Source organism: Clostridium sp. CTA-7 (assembly GCF_054768095.1).
The window spans coordinates 202,893-221,104 of sequence record NZ_BAAAAV010000002.1 but is presented as its reverse complement, the minus strand read 5'-3'; the positions used below and the strand labels follow the sequence as shown (position 1 = coordinate 221,104).

At 29.4% G+C, this 18,212-nt stretch carries 18 protein-coding genes; 1 reads left to right on the top strand and 17 read right to left on the bottom strand.

The genetic code is table 11. The features are described 5' to 3' along the window. Nucleotides 1-75: 75 nt before the first annotated feature. The gene (locus ACYUEX_RS04070; protein WP_460286665.1) at nucleotides 76-666 is read right to left on the bottom strand and encodes an NUDIX hydrolase; all 591 of its coding nucleotides are present in this window, start codon (nucleotides 664-666) and stop codon (nucleotides 76-78) included. 163 nt (nucleotides 667-829) lie between these two features. On the opposite strand from ACYUEX_RS04070, the gene ACYUEX_RS04065 reads away from it, so the two are divergent. After that, nucleotides 830-1,969: an AI-2E family transporter gene (locus tag ACYUEX_RS04065; RefSeq protein ID WP_460286664.1), complete on the top strand. Its 1,140-nt coding sequence runs from the start codon at nucleotides 830-832 to the stop codon at nucleotides 1,967-1,969. A 24-nt stretch (nucleotides 1,970-1,993) separates the two neighbouring features. Here ACYUEX_RS04065 and ACYUEX_RS04060 read toward each other — a convergent pair whose 3' ends face one another. The 16 genes from ACYUEX_RS04060 to ACYUEX_RS03985 form a co-directional block, all read right to left on the bottom strand. Then, complete coding sequence (locus tag ACYUEX_RS04060; RefSeq protein ID WP_460286663.1) at nucleotides 1,994-2,902, bottom strand: Gfo/Idh/MocA family protein; 909 nt, start codon at nucleotides 2,900-2,902, stop codon at nucleotides 1,994-1,996. A 131-nt stretch (nucleotides 2,903-3,033) separates the two neighbouring features. Further along, complete coding sequence (locus ACYUEX_RS04055) at nucleotides 3,034-4,731, bottom strand: bifunctional diguanylate cyclase/phosphohydrolase (RefSeq protein WP_460286662.1); 1,698 nt, start codon at nucleotides 4,729-4,731, stop codon at nucleotides 3,034-3,036. Between the two features lie 57 nt (nucleotides 4,732-4,788). Continuing rightward, the gene (locus tag ACYUEX_RS04050; protein ID WP_460286661.1) at nucleotides 4,789-4,923 is read right to left on the bottom strand and encodes a cyclic lactone autoinducer peptide; all 135 of its coding nucleotides are present in this window, start codon (nucleotides 4,921-4,923) and stop codon (nucleotides 4,789-4,791) included. After that, on the bottom strand, nucleotides 4,907-5,584 hold the full coding sequence (locus tag ACYUEX_RS04045; protein ID WP_460286660.1) for an accessory gene regulator ArgB-like protein: 678 nt from the start codon (nucleotides 5,582-5,584) through the stop codon (nucleotides 4,907-4,909). The genes ACYUEX_RS04050 and ACYUEX_RS04045 overlap by 17 nt, the downstream gene beginning before the upstream one ends. Further along, a complete protein-coding gene (locus tag ACYUEX_RS04040) occupies nucleotides 5,577-6,038 on the bottom strand; it encodes a hypothetical protein (RefSeq protein WP_460286659.1) in 462 nt (153 codons plus the stop codon). Before ACYUEX_RS04040 ends, ACYUEX_RS04045 begins: the two co-directional genes overlap by 8 nt. A 12-nt stretch (nucleotides 6,039-6,050) precedes the next feature. Continuing rightward, entirely contained in the window at nucleotides 6,051-6,611 is a 561-nt protein-coding gene (locus tag ACYUEX_RS04035) for a DUF5317 family protein (protein WP_460286658.1), read from the bottom strand. Nucleotides 6,612-6,884: 273 nt separating this feature from the next. Next, the gene (locus tag ACYUEX_RS04030) at nucleotides 6,885-8,615 is read right to left on the bottom strand and encodes an NADH-dependent [FeFe] hydrogenase, group A6 (RefSeq protein ID WP_460287055.1); all 1,731 of its coding nucleotides are present in this window, start codon (nucleotides 8,613-8,615) and stop codon (nucleotides 6,885-6,887) included. After that, nucleotides 8,611-10,515 carry an NADH-ubiquinone oxidoreductase-F iron-sulfur binding region domain-containing protein gene (locus tag ACYUEX_RS04025; RefSeq protein WP_460286657.1) on the bottom strand — a complete coding sequence of 635 codons (1,905 nt, stop codon included), beginning with the start codon at nucleotides 10,513-10,515 and terminating at the stop codon, nucleotides 8,611-8,613. Before ACYUEX_RS04025 ends, ACYUEX_RS04030 begins: the two co-directional genes overlap by 5 nt. A gap of 1 nt (nucleotide 10,516) precedes the next feature. Next, entirely contained in the window at nucleotides 10,517-10,993 is a 477-nt protein-coding gene (locus ACYUEX_RS04020; RefSeq protein ID WP_460286656.1) for an NADH-quinone oxidoreductase subunit NuoE family protein, read from the bottom strand. A gap of 257 nt (nucleotides 10,994-11,250) precedes the next feature. After that, nucleotides 11,251-11,793, bottom strand: a complete 543-nt coding sequence (locus ACYUEX_RS04015; RefSeq protein WP_460286655.1) for a GNAT family N-acetyltransferase — start codon at nucleotides 11,791-11,793, stop codon at nucleotides 11,251-11,253. A gap of 190 nt (nucleotides 11,794-11,983) precedes the next feature. Continuing rightward, on the bottom strand, nucleotides 11,984-12,937 hold the full coding sequence (locus ACYUEX_RS04010) for an MraY family glycosyltransferase (RefSeq protein WP_460286654.1): 954 nt from the start codon (nucleotides 12,935-12,937) through the stop codon (nucleotides 11,984-11,986). A 149-nt stretch (nucleotides 12,938-13,086) separates the two neighbouring features. Beyond that, nucleotides 13,087-13,728, bottom strand: a complete 642-nt coding sequence (locus tag ACYUEX_RS04005; RefSeq protein ID WP_411168833.1) for a V-type ATP synthase subunit D — start codon at nucleotides 13,726-13,728, stop codon at nucleotides 13,087-13,089. A gap of 2 nt (nucleotides 13,729-13,730) precedes the next feature. Beyond that, nucleotides 13,731-15,113: a V-type ATP synthase subunit B gene (locus tag ACYUEX_RS04000; RefSeq protein ID WP_411168834.1), complete on the bottom strand. Its 1,383-nt coding sequence runs from the start codon at nucleotides 15,111-15,113 to the stop codon at nucleotides 13,731-13,733. Further along, the gene (locus tag ACYUEX_RS03995; RefSeq protein WP_460286653.1) at nucleotides 15,106-16,884 is read right to left on the bottom strand and encodes a V-type ATP synthase subunit A; all 1,779 of its coding nucleotides are present in this window, start codon (nucleotides 16,882-16,884) and stop codon (nucleotides 15,106-15,108) included. Before ACYUEX_RS03995 ends, ACYUEX_RS04000 begins: the two co-directional genes overlap by 8 nt. Before the next feature lie 17 nt (nucleotides 16,885-16,901). Next, a complete protein-coding gene (locus ACYUEX_RS03990) occupies nucleotides 16,902-17,213 on the bottom strand; it encodes a V-type ATP synthase subunit F (RefSeq protein WP_460286652.1) in 312 nt (103 codons plus the stop codon). Continuing rightward, complete coding sequence (locus ACYUEX_RS03985; protein ID WP_411168837.1) at nucleotides 17,206-18,207, bottom strand: V-type ATP synthase subunit C; 1,002 nt, start codon at nucleotides 18,205-18,207, stop codon at nucleotides 17,206-17,208. The genes ACYUEX_RS03990 and ACYUEX_RS03985 overlap by 8 nt, the downstream gene beginning before the upstream one ends. Nucleotides 18,208-18,212 lie beyond the last annotated feature (5 nt).

The window sequence follows — 18,212 nt, the reverse complement described above, 5'->3', positions numbered from 1 at the left end:
ATAATTAAGAAGATTTTTAAAGGCTATAAATTTATATAAAATAAAAAGGGTGTAATAAACACCCAAACTTCCAATTTAACTAATTATGAAATTTTGTATTGCTAGTAATGCTTTTACATCTATATTTTCATTAGAATTTAAAAGTTCCTTTGCTTCATTCTTTGAGAGCATCATAACTTCTATATCTTCATCTTCTTCTAAATTTTCAGTTGACATAATACCATCACAAAGACAATTTACAAGTGCAACTGATTCGTCAGTCATACCTACTGAAACATATACCTTTTCTTTTGTCTTTGTATAATCTATTTCTATTAAATCTAATCCTGTTTCTTCCTTTAGCTCTCTTTTTACTGCTTCCTCAAAGCTTTCTTTTCCATCAATAAGACCTGCTGGCAGTTCTATAACGTAATCATTTATAGGTACTCTAAATTGTCTTATTATAACTAGCTTTTCTTCTCTAATATGCTTTGCAATTATTACTACAGCATCTATTGTTTCATTTCCACCATTAAAAAATTTATTATTTATTGTTTCTAAATTTTTTCTTGATGCTATGCTCCAATTTCTTAAAGTACCACTTTTGTTTATGTATTCTGCATTATATAACTTTAAATATTTTGTATCTGCTAGTGTTGTTAATTTATTTACTCTTACTTTACTCATAATACCAACTCCATTATTTTTAATGCTCTATAAAATATTATATATATAATATTTTTATTTTACAAATGATTTAGTATCTATATCTAATGTCAAAAACATTATTGTTTTAAAATTATATTATCTGTATAATATTTCTTAACAAACAATTGAAAGGTGTGTAAATTTGAAAGAAGTAAATAATAAACTTAAACAAAATATTTTACTCGGAACATATTTAATTATTCTTTACTTTATACTTTTAAATATAAAGTATATATCATCTACATTCGGAAATATTTTAGGGATTATAAAGCCATTTATAATTGCTTTTGCAATGGCATTTGTTCTTAATTTACCAATGAAGTTATTTGAGAATAAAGTATTCTATTTTTTAGATAACCAAAAATCTAGTTTTGTTAAATGCTTAAAAAGACCTTTATCTATTTTAGCAACATTTATTACTGTTATAGGCTTAATAATAGCTTTAGCTTTATTCGTTATTCCTCAGCTTGTTTCCAGTATATCAACTTTACTTGAAACTGTTCCTGACTATATAAAATCATTTGAAGCTTTAATTAATCAATATGCTTCATCAACTGAAATACTTGAAAATGTATATAATACTTTAGTCAGCACTTGGAGGGAATTACTTAAGGTTTTTGGACAATTGCTAACAACATCTCTTACAGGAATATTAAATACTACTGTAAGTATAACTAGCGGAGTTATAAATTTTGTTCTTTCTATAGTATTAACAATCTATATGCTGGCTAGTAAAGAAACTTTAATATATAATTTCAAAAAGCTTTTATATGCTTTTACAAAAAAACCTTTGGCTGACAAGATAATAAACATAGGTAGGCTTTCAAATATAACCTTTTCCAAATTTATAACTGGACAATGCATTGAAGCCTTTATATTAGGAAGTCTTTGCTTTATAGGTATGAATATTTTATCTATGCCTTATGCTTTATTAATTAGTGTACTTATTGGAGTTACTGCATTAATTCCTGTTTTTGGTGCATTTATAGGAACAATTCCTGCTGTATTCTTAATTCTTATAATTAATCCTATACAAGCACTTTGGTTCATCGTATTTATATTATGTTTACAACAATTTGAAGGTAATGTAATATACCCTAGAGTAGTTGGTAATTCTGTTGGATTATCTGCAATTTGGGTTATGCTTGCCATGTTAGTTGGCGGAAGTACTTTAGGATTAGTTGGTATGCTGATTGGAATTCCAACCTTTAGTGTTGCTTATCAACTTATGAAAGAACATACAAATAAAAGGTTAAAAAATAATCACATAGAAATTCAATAAGGAAGTGAGAGAACTCTCACTTCCTTATTGAATTTCATCTATTTTCTTTAAAATTTCATCACATATTTTATGAGTTTTCAAAGCATCTTCTATTGTTGGATTTGGCTGTATCCCTGATTCTACAGCCCTTATAAATTCATTTATTATACTTTCAAAACCTCTTCTATATAAGATAGTATCCCAATCTTTAAATCTTATATTCTCTTCTACATTATTTATCAATATCTTTGAGTCCATTAAATTTTTAACTATTACCTTCTTCCCTGACGAAGTATATTCCAGTTCTTCTTCATTAGCCCCACTATCTCTATTCATCATAGCTATACATGTTGTATTTTTAGTAGTCATTGTAACAACTAAATTATAAATTAATCCATCTTTTTTCGATCCATTTACATTTATTGTTTCTATATCATCACTTGATAAAAACCTTAGTGTGTCTATAACATGAATAAAATCATCTAAAACAAATACTATTGAATCCTTCGGACTATTTACTCTGTTTTTCTCTAGTTTAATAACTGAAGGATTAACATAGTTTTTTAGATTTGAGTACATAGGTGCAAATCTTCTATTAAATCCTACCATTAATATTTTATTTGCATCTTTTGCCAATTTAGAAACTCTTATACTGTCTTCATAACTGTAACTTATAGGTTTATCAACATAAACATGAATATTATTTTTTAAAAGCGTTTCTATTATATTAACATGGCTTTCTGTTGATGTATGAACGAAAGCAGCATCAATATTCCTGCTAATTAATTCATCTACTGTAGATACCGCTTCACTTACTCTATATTTCTTTGATAAACTATTTAACTTTTCCTTATTACGAGTGCAAAAAACTATTTCTATTCCCTCTATAGCCGTAATAACAGGAAGATAAGCTTTTTCACATATGTTTCCCAAACCAATTATCCCTATTCTCATTAGCCTTACCTCTCTTAAAATATATTCTTATTATATTTTAGCATATATTAATAAATCCTATAATTAGGTATCTTATATATTTTCTATTTTTAAATTATATAAAATAAAAGTGAGAAGCATTTTCCTCCCACTTAAATTAAACTATCTAATTTATCTTTATTTTCTTGTATTACTTCTATAAACTTTTCTGCAATAATTGAGTCAAATTGACTTCCACTACACTTTCTTAATTCTATAATAGCTTCATCATAAGTTTTTCTCTTATTATAAGGTCTATTTGATGTCATTGCATCAAAACTATCTACTACTGTAAGTACTCTTGCTAAATAAGGTATCTCTTCACCTTTTAGCCCTCTTGGATACCCCATACCATTATACTTTTCATGATGATGTAGTATAATTGGTATCATCTTTTCTAATGATTTAACTGGTTTAATAATTTCAACACCATTTTCTGAATGTTGCTTTATTATCTCCCACTCTTCAGATGTTAGTGGCATCTTTTTCATTAATATTTCTTGAGATATATTTATTTTACCTATATCATGCATATAGGCTCCATATATTAGTGTATCCTTATCTATTTTGTTTAGATTTAATTTTTCTGCTAATAATCTACTGTATAATACTACTCTCTCCGAGTGACCATATGTAAATTTATCCTTAGCATTAATAACGCTTATAAGTGTTTTAATTGATGTAACTAACTCTATGTCTTTTTCATCAATATCATTTTTTAATTCATCTAATATTGATGTATATGTTTCAACTCTATTTTTATTAAAAAATTTAGCTCTATATAGAGCATCATCAGCACTTTTTATAAGATCTACATCATTTTTAGCTTTATCTGGATAAACAGAAACTCCCATAGAAGCTGTTAATGATCCTCTTGGTTGATTTTCCTCTCCATAAAACTTAGTAGTTTCTATAATATGCCTTATATTATCTGCAACTAATATTGCCTCTTCTTCAGTAGTATTAGGTAATATTATTGCAAATTCTTCTCCACCATATCTAGCTACAATATCATGCTCTCTTATATTTTTCTTTAATATACTTCCTATACATCTTAAAACTTCATCACCTTTTTGATGTCCGTATAGGTCATTGTAATGTTTAAAATAATCTATATCAACAAATATCATAGAAATCTTTTCTTTTAATTTCTCTGATAATGTTATTTTCTCTTTTAATGTATCATGAAAATACCTATGATTAAATACTCCTGTTAATCCGTCTTTATTTACAAGCTCTTCTAATCTACTTATATGTTCTCCTTCAATTTTAACATAAAAGCCTAAAGTCCATGCTGTAAGGAGAAATATTCCTGATAATATTAAATCATTTTGGAAATTTTTATTAACTAAAACTTTAGGCATACATAATATATCCATTATAAGTATTGATACTGAAGATATTATTGCAATAGCTATACCATTCTTTAGCCCAGATTGTATTGTTGCACTAGTTATTATAAATAAAAATATAAACTTATACTCACTTTCATTTGCACCTGAAAATATTATGGTAGCAAAAAATATTATAGTAAATGCTATATTCTCAATCCAGATCTTGTATTTATAATTTTTCTTATTGAACTTATTATTGGAAGAAACAGACCATATAAAATATATAAATAATAGAATTAAGCCTGCAATAAATACAGTCATAGAAGAATATTGAGTATAAACTACATCTGAATAAAGCTTATTCTCATCAAAAAAATACTCAAAAAATATGATTCCAGTAAACATTAAAGCTGCTAATTTTACTATTGAAACCATATCATTTATCTGTTTTAATCTATTATTCTTAACACTTTTCATAGTCATCACCTCAATCTACTCCAAATAAAGATCGGTTTCCCGATCTTTATTTGAATTCTACTCATCCCTTAAACATTTTGGCTCTTCTGGTTGGTATGAACACCACCAACATGCTGATGTTGCAACTGTTGAAGCTATAACTGTAGCAAATGCAGCTATTGCCATTAATACCTTATTATTTAACTTTTTCACTTTCTCTCCCTCCTTTTACACTTAATAACTTTATAAAAAAAGAATCCATTAAATTAACTACTGTATGACCTAATTTAGTGAGAGTAAATACTTGCCATATTATTCCTATATAAATACACAATGAATATACTAGAGATATATTACTTTTATTAAAATAATATATAGCTATGTTTAATTCTACTATAAACATATAGATTAGTAATGTAATAATTGATCCTTTTTTTAATCTTTTAATTTTTTCCTGTTTCTTTATTGGCTTGTTAGGGCTATCTACTGGTGCTAATTTATAAATTATTATACTAGTTGATATAAATACCATTAACCCAATTAATACCAAATAATTAATATTTAGTATATATTTAGTAACAATCATTGCAGGAATAACCGATACCATTACCCCTATAAGTGCACAATTTAAAGCCGAACTTGCATGTGCTCCCCCTGATGATTTCCTTAAGATACTTATTGTAAATGATATAATTAAAGCTTCAATCATAACATTAAATATAGCACCTATTACTGCTACTAATATAATTGATATCATCATGTGAAAAAAGGCATATAATCCATATTCTACAACTACTGATTTTTCATAGTCTAAATTTAATTTATTCTTTAAGTTGTGAGTTATATCTCTTGATAATTTTTCAACATCATACATCTTTCAATACATCTTTCTTATTAATTTTTTTATAAAAAATATATGTAATTAAACTTGCAATAATTAAGGATGGTAATCCCAAAATAGTTTTAAGTACTGGATCTTTAAATAACTGGTCAATATCAGGCAAAAATTGAATTATCAACATATTTATTCCTTCTGATAAAAATTGAACTATAAATATTATTATTGTACTACTCATTGTTTTTATAACATCTATATTATTATATGTTATAGTTAAAAATAATAAAAATAATACCGCCAATATTGTATGTACTCCGTAGTTTATAGGTAACATTCTAATTAGAAATATAGCTGTGCTATATATAATACTTGAAATAACATATTTTCTTTTATCTATCATCTCTTTAGAAAATACATATATAGCAAATATAAATAAAAATCCTTCTGGTATTGCTCTTAAAAAAAATTCTATTGGCTGTAACCTTAGCATCTTTTGTCTCCTTTACAAAACACTTATTTTTTCTTCTTTTGATTTATTTAATAATTTTACTACATTATATATTATTATGAAAATATATAACCTAATAAAGATATCTCCAACACTAAGCACACTATATCCTATATCAAATATATCTGTTAAAGGTTTTAATTTCGTTGTAGAGTCACCCAATATATGTATATCATTTACCTTATTAAAGGCGTCTGGCTTTGCATATCCAGTAAAATATGAAATTGTAGGAAATACCGGCATATATCCATTATTAGCCCAAATTGCTATATCATTTAATATTCCTCCAATTATAACAAATACTGATCCTATTATGGCTGCTATATACTGCTTATATGTGAATATTAATGGTAAGTAAGAACATAAGTATAGAGTTTTTAATATACCAACATAGTTTATTACAACATAATTTTCCATAAAAATATTAATCTGTACGATTAAATAAATTAGCTCCATTACCATTACTGGATATATTGACCAACTTTTAAATAAAGGTTTTAATTTAAAGCCTTTTATTTTACAAAATATGAATGAAATTAATATAGTTTCTATCATATCTTATCCTTTCTATATCTATAATTATAAAGTTTTATTGTAAATTATTCCTAATTATTTATAGCGCTGTATCTTTTTGACTACAATAATTATACTATCAATTGTTAGTCTTTTCCATACTTTTTTCAGCTAAAACGCTTTTTTTGATATTTTTACTCGTATTTTGTTTTTTACTGATTTTATTGTAATAAAAAAGGAAACCTATAGTTTCCTTTTTTTATTTAAGCATTATTATTTTTTTCCTTTCTACCTTTCACTATATTTAATAATATCTTATTTTTTATAATTTACATGTAATATATGATGCGCTATATAACTATTTGGCTTTTGTAAATATTCTTTATACAACTTATCTATCATAGGATTTTCATGTGCTTTTCTTATTTTCTTATTTTTATCTTCATTATATATAGCATTCATCCTTCTTTTTAATATCTCTCTATCAGATTTTATAAACGGTTGTCCTCCACCATCAATACATCCACCTGGGCAAGCCATAACTTCTATGAAATGATATTTCGATTTTCCATTTTTTATTTCGTCCATTATTTTTTTAGCATTTCCAAGGGAGCTGACAACAGCTACATTAATATCTCTGCCATTTAAGCTTATTGTAGCCTCTTTAAGTCCCTCTAACCCTCTAACATTTTCAAAATCTATTTTTTCTAATGTTTTTCCTGTTATCCATTCATAAGATGTTCTAAGGGCAGCTTCCATAACACCTCCACTAGTTCCAAATAAACTTCCTGCTCCACTTGATACTCCTAATGGATTATCAAATTCTGCATCTGGTAAATTTTTTATATCTATTCCACTTTCTTTTATTATCTTAGCAAGTTCTCTTGTAGTTATAACTAAATCTACATCCTTTATGCCTTCATTACTAATCATTTCCCGTCTATTTGCTTCAAACTTCTTGGCTATACAAGGCATGATTGATACTACAAATAAATCATCTCTTTTTATTGAAAGCTCTTGTGGAAGATAATTTTTAGCTATAGCACCAAACATTTGTTGAGGAGATTTACAACTTGATACAAGATTCATATTTTCTGAATAATTGTTTTCAGCATAATTTACCCATGCTGGACAACAGCTAGTTATAAGTGGTAAGTTTTCTCCTATTGTAAATCTTTCTATAAATTCATTTGCTTCTTCCATTATCGTTAAATCTGCTGCAAAATTAGTATCAAACACTTCATTAAATGACAACATCTTTAATGCACTTATAATTTTGCCAGTAGATAACTCTCCTGATTGTAGCCCAAACTCTTCTGCAATAGCCGATCTTACAGCTGGTGCAATTTGAGCAATAACATATTTATTAGAATCATTTAAAATTTCCCAAAGCTTCTTATAGTCACTTTTCTCTCTTAATGCACCAGTTGGACATACTGCTACGCATTGTCCACAATAAGTACAGTTAGTATCTCTTATAGGATCATTTGAAAATGTTGAAATATTAGTTCCAAATCCTCTATCCGCAACTGTTATAGCGTGTACTCTCTGCACCTCATTGCAAGTAGTTACACACCTTCTGCATAATATACATTTTTCTCTATCTCTTATAAATCCATCTGAAATGTCTAAATCAAAATTTACACATTCACCTTCATACCTATCATCATTAATACCTAAATCTGCTGCTAATTTTTGTAGTTCACAATTTGTATTTCTGTCACAATCTAGACAGTCCTTTGAGTGATTTGATAACAATAATTCTGTAATAGTTCTCCTTGCTTTAATTGCTTTAAGAGAACTAGTCTTAATTGACATACCGTTTTTTACTTCTGTTGCACAAGAAGGAACTAATCTTTCCCAGCCTTCTACTTCAACTAAACATACTCTGCAAGTTCCCTTACAATTTCTTGTATTTCCATCCGCCATATACATATGACATAATGTTGGAATGTTGATATTTAACTTTTTTGATGCATCTAAAATACTTGTCCCTTTTTCAACTTCTAAATCTATACCATTAACCTTTATACTTACCATTTTAATTTTCACCTCCTAAGCTTGTTTTTATTATAGCTTTAGCCGGACATGCCTCGTAACACAAACCACATTTTATACACTTCTTAACATCAATTACATGCTTTTCTCTAACCTTTCCTTTAATAGCTAATACAGGACATGCTCTTAAGCATTTTGTACATCCTATACAATCATCTGTAACTCCATATTTAACTAATCCTTTACAAACTCCTGCTATACAAGTCTTTTCCACTACATGATGCTTATATTCTTCACCAAAAAACTTTAAAGTACTTAAAACTGGATTTGGTGCTGCTTCTCCTAATCCACAAAGTGATGCATCCTTAACCACTTCACATAGTTCTTTAAGTTTTTTTAAATCCTCTTCCACAGCATTTCCCTCTGTAATTTTCTTTAATAATTCTAATATTCTCTTATTTCCTATTCTACAAGGGGTACACTTACCACAGGATTCATCTACACTAAACTCCAAATAAAATTTTGCTATATCAACCATGCAGTTATCTTCATCCATTACTATCATTCCACCAGATCCCATCATTGAACCAATTGATGTTAAAGTATCATATTCTATAGGCAAATCTAGATATTCTTTTGGAATACATCCACCTGACGGTCCACCAGTTTGTATGGCTTTTAGATTTTTATCTCCTAATATTCCTCCTCCAATTTCATATACTATGTCTCTTAAAGGAATTCCCATTGGGATTTCTACAAGACCAACATTATTAATATTACCTGCTAAAGCAAATACCTTTGTTCCAGCTGATTTTTCAGCTCCTATTGATCTATACCACTTTGCTCCATTGTTAATTATTTGACTAATATTCGCAAAAGTTTCTACATTGTTAACACATGTAGGTCTTTGCCACAATCCTTTTTCTGATGTTCTTGGTGGCTTCATTGTAGGCTCTCCTCTTAATCCTTCAATTGAATGTATTAAGGCAGTTGCTTCTCCACATACAAAGGCACCTGCTCCATACTTAATTTCAATATCAAAATCAAAGCCTGTATCCAATATATTATTCCCCAATAATCCAAGCTCCCTCGCTTGACCTATTGCTATTTTCAGTCTCTGAACAGCTAATGGATATTCTGCTCTTATATATATATATCCATTGTTTGCTCCAGTAGCGTAACCGCAAATAGCCATTGCCTCAAGAACTGAATTTGGATCTCCTTCTAAAATAGCTCTATCCATAAAGGCTCCTGGATCTCCTTCATCAGCATTACAAATTACGTATTTTATATCTCCAATAGCTCGTCTCGCAGTTTCCCACTTTCTACCTGTTGGGAATCCACCGCCCCCTCTTCCTCTAAGACCTGATTCACTTATCTCTTTTACAACTTCTTCTGGAGTCATAGTGGTAATAACTTTCCCTAATGCTGTGTAAGCTCCAACTGCTAATGCATCTTCCATATTTTCAGGATCTATAACTCCACAATTTTTTAATGCTATTTTCACTTGCTTCTTATAAAAAGGAATTTCTTCTTTTATTTTTATTCTTTCTTTCGTTTCTTCATTTTCATAAAGTAACCTATCAACAACTCTGCCTTCTAATATGTGGCTTTCTATTATTTCTTTAACATCTTCCTCTGTTACTTTTATATAAAATACTCTATCAGGCATAATTTCTATTACTGGCCCTTTTGCACAAAATCCAAAACATCCTGTCATTATTACTTTTATATCATTTTCTAAATTTAATCTAGATATTTCTTCATTAAATGCTCTTAAAATATTATCTGCATTTGATGCTTTACAGCCTGGTCCACCACAAATAAGTATATGCCTTTCTTTTATATCACCTTTATTAAATTTATCAGGATTTTGTCTAACCTCTATATTTCTTTTACATTTCTCAACCTTTTCTAATAAATTACTATAATTAACTACTCTTTCCATACTAACCTTGCTCCCTTAAATTATTTATTAATTCATTTACTTGAGGCTTAGTAAAGTATCCATATACCTTATCATTTACAAGAACTACAGGCGCAATTGCACATGATCCAACACATCTTAATGTATCTAATGTAAATAGTCCATCTGATGTTGTTTCTCCTTCTTTTATTCCTAATATTTTTTTAAAGTCTTCTAAGATGTCACAAGCACCTCTTACGAAGCATGCAGTTCCAGTACAAATACTTATTACATATTTTCCTTTTGGCTCTGTAGAGAAATAAGAATAAAATGTTATTACACCATAGACCTTTGATGTAGGTATCTTTAATCTCTCCGCTATATATTCCTGTACCTCTCTTCCAAGATATCCATATAATCCTTGTGCGTGATGTAATACAGCAATTAGTGAGCTTTCATCATTATTTCCCTCTTGGATAAATAATTCTAAATCTTTAAATTTGCCACATATATCTTTCAAATTATCTCCCCCACTTCATTTTTCTTAATTTTGTAAATTTTCTAAATATTTTAACTAATTAAATGGTAACATATTTTTTATTATTTTTAAATATATAAGATTAGATATTGTTATTTATATCACACTAAAAATTTATATTCTTTTATATCTATTTTATTCTCCTTTTAAAAAATAAAAAAGCTATATCTTAATGACAATTTGCCTAAGACACAGCTTTAAAATTTATTTATTTGAATGTATATTAAAATGTTTTATTATTAATTTACTGTTTTTAAAAACTCTTCTTTAAATATAGCCATAAGTACTTCATCATGATAGCTTCCATTTCTATATAGCTCTTTCTTTAATATGCCCTCTTCCTTAAATCCAATCTTCTTATAACATGCTATACCCCTATCATTAAAAGAAAATACTTTTAACTTTACTTTATTCATATTTATTTCTTCGAATATAAATTTCAGCAGAGTTCTTAAAGCATCACTTCCATATCCCTTGCTCCAGTACTCTTTATCGCCAATCATTATACCTATTACACAATTTCTATTTTTTATATCCAACTCATTAATACTACACCCACCTATATATTTACCACTTTTTATATCTTCAATTGCAAAATCATAAGTGAAGTCTCCTCCTGCTTTTCTACTTTTTATCCATTCCTCTTCTTGCAACTTAGTAATTGGAAAAGGAACATTAGAATCCAAAAGCTTTTTAACTTCTTCATCATTTATAAATTGTGTTGCTCTTTCTACATCTTCTTCCTTATAAGCCCTTAATTTAACCATTTTACCTCTATACATATATTCCGCCCCCTTTTAGATATTTCTCAATATAATATCATTTAAATATTTGCGAGTCAACGTATTTATAACTTTCTCTATATAGCTTTTAATTTAATTAATTTAAATCTTTTTACAATTTATATTTTAAATTTCTATATAAAAAAAGAACTCCTATGGAGCTCCATGTTATATTTATTTTTAAGTTTCATTACTTTTTTATCAATAATAATATTATTGATATGGCGCTAAATGCTAAACTAACCATATTAATATATGTTACTACTTGTTTAGGAGTAAACCCCTTTGCTTCTAGCCTATAGTGAATTTGACTTCTATCTGCTTGGTATACAGGCTTTCCCTCTAAAAATCTTTTTACTATAACAAAAATATTATCAAAAATAGGTATTGCAAGCGCTAAAATAGGTATAAATAAACTCATTAAGGTAGCTTGTTTAAAAGCTCCATCTAGTGCTATTATACTTAAAATAAACCCTAAGAAATTTGCTCCTGAATCCCCCATAAATATCTTTGCTGGATACTTATTATATAGTAAAAATCCTAAAGTTACTCCAGATACTATTAATGACATATTAACAGATTCACTTTGTTTTAATATTATTGCTGCCCCTGCAAATGTTATAGATGATATTAATGATAATCCTCCAGCTAATCCATCCATACCATCGGACCAATTTATAACTGTTGTTACTCCAAATATCCATGTAATTGTAAGCAAAAATTGTATTGAACCTGATAATTGTATGTACACTCCTGTAAATGGATTCATAAATCCTCTAAAAACTATTCCAGCTTTAAATATAATAAATGCTGCTAATAATTGAACTATTAATCTTGGATATATAGGAAACTCTTTTCCTCTAGTTTTAAAACTATCATCTATTAATCCTATTAATAAAATTAATGATGCTCCTATTAATATCCAAATTTTTTCTCTTAATGGTGTATAATTATTAACTGTAAAATATACTATAAAAAAACCTATAAACATAGATAACCCACCACAAAGTGGAGTTTCGCCCCTATGTTTTTTCCTTTTAGTTGGTTTATCTGTAAAACTATATCTAAAAGATAGTTTAATTAAAAATGGTGTTATTAAATAAACTATTAAAAATGCTAATATAAAAGATAGTATATATTGCATAATTTACTCCTTAACTCTCAAATGCTACTTATTTATTATGTTAATTAAATCATTATCTTATTATACTATTAATAGCTTGGATTATCAATTACAAAACAGTTACGTTTATCATACTAAATAAAAAACGCCCCTATTTATAGGGGACGCTTTTAATTTCTTGCTTGTATCATATCTTTAACTTTCATTAATCTAGTTAAAGCTCCTCTTTCATTTTCATCAAGCTTCATTCTTATATACTTTATAGTTTCTTGTAATGAAGGAATAGTCATATATTCAAGAGCATTAACTCTTCTTCTAGTCTTTTCTATTTCATCAGCCATAAGTTGAGTTGATTTTTCTACTTCTGCTAATTCTAATAACTTTGGTAATATTCCATAAAGCTTCGCTATTGAATCATCTAGTTCAGATGATGTACTTGCAAATCCATATGGAAATATACTTCCTTCATCTCCCTCAAGTTGTCTATGGAAATTCATTTCTGGAACATTAACACTCATTATATTTTTAGTTCCTACTTCAACAGATATACTTTCCTTTGGATAAGACACTGCTTCTTCTAGAAATTCTGAGCTCATAACAGCTCTAGCCATAACAAAGTCCTTAAGAGACCCTTGAAGCTCTGCTTCTACAGATTTTCTTAATTCATTATTGTATTTAACAAGATTAACGAATTGTCTCATAAGCTCATCTTGCTTATCCTTTAAAAGTTTATGTCCTCTTGTAGCTGTTACTAATCTCTTTTTTAGCTTAGACATCTCCATTCTAGTAGGATTGACATTTAATCTTGCCATGGCTATTCTTCATCTCCCTTTGGCATATACTTTTCAAGATACTCATCTCTTATTCTCTTAAGCTCTGTTCTTGGAAGTATCTTCAAAAGTTTCCATCCTAATTGTAATGTTTCTTCTATACTTCTATTTGCTGTAAAGCCTTGTGAAACATATTGCTCCTCAAAAGCTTCTGCAAATTTAGCATATTGCTTATCTATATCTGATAAAGCTGATTCTCCTAATATTGCTGATAATTCTTTTGCTTGCTTACCTTGAGCATAAGCTGAGAATAATTGGTTCATTGTATCAGCATGATCTTCTCTTGTTTTATTTTTACCAATACCTTTATCCTTAAGTCTTGATAATGACGGAAGAACATCTATTGGAGGCATAATACCCTTCTTGTATAATTCTCTTGAAAGAATTATTTGTCCTTCTGTAATATATCCAGTTAAGTCAGGAATTGGGTGAGTCTTATCATCTTCTGGCATTGTTAATATAGGAATTTGAGTTATTGAACCCTCTTTACCTCTAATTCTTCCTGCTCTTTCATATAATGTAGAAAGGTCAGTATATAGGTATCCTGGATATCCTCTTCTTCCTGGAACTTCTTTTCTAGCTGCAGATACTTCTCTTAATGCTTCTGCATAGTTTGTGATATCCGTCATTATAACAAGAACTTGCATTCCTTTTTCATAAGCCAAGAATTCAGCTGTTGTTAATGCCATTCTTGGTGTAGCTATTCTTTCGATAGCTGGGTCAGATGCTAAGTTCATAAATAATACTGCATTATCTATAGCACCAGTTTTTTGGAATTCATCAACGAAGAATTGTGACTCTTCGAATGTAATACCTATAGCTGCAAATACAACTGCGAAGTTAGAGTCTGAATTTAAAACTCTCGCTTGTCTTGCGATTTGAGCAGCTAATTCTTTGTGTGGAAGCCCTGAACCTGAGAAAACAGGTAACTTTTGTCCTCTAACTAGAGTGTTTAATCCATCAATTGCTGAGATACCTGTTTGGATAAACTCTGATGGAAAATCTCTAGATACTGGATTTATAGCTTCTCCATTTATATCTACTCTTTGTTCTGGTATTATATTGGGTCCATTATCAATTGGCTTACCCATACCATCAAATATTCTACCTAACATATCTTCTGATACACCAAGTTCAAGAGGTCTTCCTAAGAACTTAGCCTTAGTTCCTCTTAAGTTAATTCCCGAAGAACCTTCAAAAAGCTGTACCATTGCTTTTGATCCGTTTATTTCAAGAACCTTACCTCTTCTATGCTCACCAGTTTGAAGTTCCACTTCAACTAGTTCATCATATTTAACACCTTCTACACCTTCAACTACCATTAAAGGTCCAACAACTTCCGTTACTGTTCTGTATTCCTTAAGCATCTAGAACCCCTCCTTCGTTGATTAATGTATCTATAATAACCTTTAATTCTAAAGCAATATCATCCATTTTATTTATTTGATCTTCTGGAATGTATTTACTTCTAGCAATTTTATCTCTAACTTCATCTAATCCTAATATTTTATTTAAGTAAACTCCAGCTTGCAAAGCTCTTTCAGCTTCATTTTTAAATAAAAGTATTAGCTTAAGCATTTTATATTGTTTATCTAATGAAGCATATGTGTCAATTTCATGGAAAGCATTTTGTTGCAAGTAATCTTCTCTTAATGATTTAGCAACTTCTAACTTTAATCTATCCTTTTCACTTAATGCATCTATACCAACAAGGCTCACAATTTCTTGAAGTCCTGATTCTTCTTGTAATATAGTCATAGCTTCTTGTCTTAAGCTTCCCCAATCTGAAGCAACTTCATTATTCATCCATGTATCAATAGTATCTGCATATAATGAATAAGAATTTAACCAGTTAATTGATGGGAAGTGTCTCTTATATGCAAGTTGTGCATCAAGTCCCCAGAATACTTTAACTATTCTAAGTGTTGCTTGTGTAACTGGTTCTGAAAGGTCTCCTCCTGGAGGTGAAACTGCTCCGATAGCTGTTACAGCACCTTCTCTGCCATCTTTACCTAAACATACAACCTTACCTGCTCTTTCATAATAATCGGCAAGTCTTGATCCTAGATAAGCTGGATATCCTTCGTCACCAGGCATTTCTTCAAGTCTACCAGACATTTCTCTTAATGCTTCTGCCCATCTTGATGTTGAGTCAGCCATTATTGAAACTGAGTATCCCATATCTCTGAAGTATTCAGCTATAGTAATTCCTGTATATATGCAGGCTTCTCTAGCAGCAACTGGCATATTAGAAGTATTAGCTATAAGAACTGTTCTCTTCATTAAGCTTTGACCAGTTTTTGGATCCTTAAGTTCTGGGAACTCATTAAGAACGTCTGTCATTTCGTTACCACGCTCTCCGCATCCAACATAAACAACTATTTCAGTATCTCCCCACTTAGCAACCTGATGTTGAACAACTGTTTTACCAGCTCCAAATGGTCCTGGTACTGCGGCAGCTCCACCTTTAGCTACTGGGAAGAATGTATCTATAACTCTTTGTCCTGTCGTCATTGGTTGTTCTGGTTTCATTTTTCTTGCAAATGGTCTACCTTTTCTTGCAGGCCATTTTTGCATCATCATTACTTCCTTTGGTCCAGCCACTGTATCTATGATACAAACTGTTTCCTCTATTGTGAATTCACCTGCTTTAATTTCTTTAATAGTTCCTTCTATTCCTACTGGAACCATTATTTTATGTAGAACAACTGTAGTTTCTTGAACTGTACCAATTATATCTCCAGATTCTACAACATCTCCTATATTAGCAGTTGGTCTGAACTCCCATTTCTTTTCTCTATTTAATGACTTAACTGATACACCCTTCTTTAAGAACGGTGAATTTGCAGCCTTTTCTATTGCATCAAGTGGTCTTTGAATTCCATCAAACATTGATTCTATAAGACCTGGTCCTAACTCTATACTTAGTGGTTCTCCTGTTGTAACAACTGGATCCCCAGGACCGATTCCTGTAGTTTCTTCATAAACTTGGATTGATGCCTTATCAGCTCTCATTTCTATAATCTCGCCAATAAGTCCATTATCTCCAACCTTAACCATATCGTATATATTTGCTTCTTCCATTCCTTCAGCAACAACTAAAGGACCTGCAACCTTAATTATCTTTCCGGTCTTCAACTTACTAACCTACCTTCCTATAAAATATTAACGCCAACAGCTTTTTCCACACTATCACTAATTCTCTTTAGCCCTATATTTAATGACCCTTGATTACTTGGAATTAATATTACTGCAGGAAGCATTTGTTCATTGTAACGAGCTATAGTTTCTTCTATATTCTGAGCTACTTGCTCAGTTACAAATATTACTGCGTAATCATTCATCGCACATCTATCAATTGCTCTTCTAGCTTCATCCGCTTCTATAACAGGAAATACATCTATTCCTAAAGCTTTAAATGCTAAAACTGAATCTTTATCTCCAACGACTCCAATTTTCTTATACATATATATCACGCAGCCTTTCCCTTATTACTTCCTCAGCAATATTATTAAGCTTGCCAACCATTATAATTCTTATTACCTTTATTTCTGTTTCTTTTGCATAGATATAAGATAATATTTTTTCTGGTCCAAATGTAACTAACTTAGAACCTTTCATCAATTCCATTATATAGTTATCACTTAATTTCTCTAAAAGACTTGCAGATTCAGTGGCTATGTATCCTTCAAAACCTTCTTTTATTAAATCTGAATAAATAGTACTTTGAAGCTTAGCCATTATATTTTCTGGTGATTCATTAAGTAGTGAAATAATTCTACTACTATCTATTGCTCCACCATCAACTATTACTTCTTGTGCAAAGTCTCTTCCTTTATTTTGTTTCTTTATTCTAAGTAAAGTTCTTATATTAGTAGAATCTATCATTGCTTTAACTAAATTATCTATGAATTTATAGTTTAATTGATTTTTTATTTCTACTAATTCTTTAAACATATATTTATCTATTATTATATCTATTTTTTGAGGATCTTTTGTTTCCTCAAAAACTTTCATTGCTTCTTGAACTCCTTTTCCAAGGTTTCCATTTAAGCTTTTAAAATTATCTCCATCTATTTTATGTTTAACTTCTTGTAAGTCTAAATTACCTAATTGTATAAGCATTGAAGATAAATCTTTTCCTAATACATTTCCTTTTAAAAGTACTTTGATATTATGATAGTCATATTTAAGACTCATTAGTTTAACAACTTCTTTAACTGGACTTATTTCATAAACTAAATCATATATCCTTTTAAGTTCTGCTGTTAAAATTTCTTCATAATCTTCAGACCTTTTTACATTAGCTGAAGCATTTGAATATTCTGTTTCATTTAGTATTCTTAATACTTCATTTGCTGATGGAGCTTCTATCATTCTGTCTATCTTGGCTTTATCAAGGAGTCTTGTTTCTAAAACCCATATTCTTGATACAGCTTGGGTAAATTTCATTACATCCATCTCTT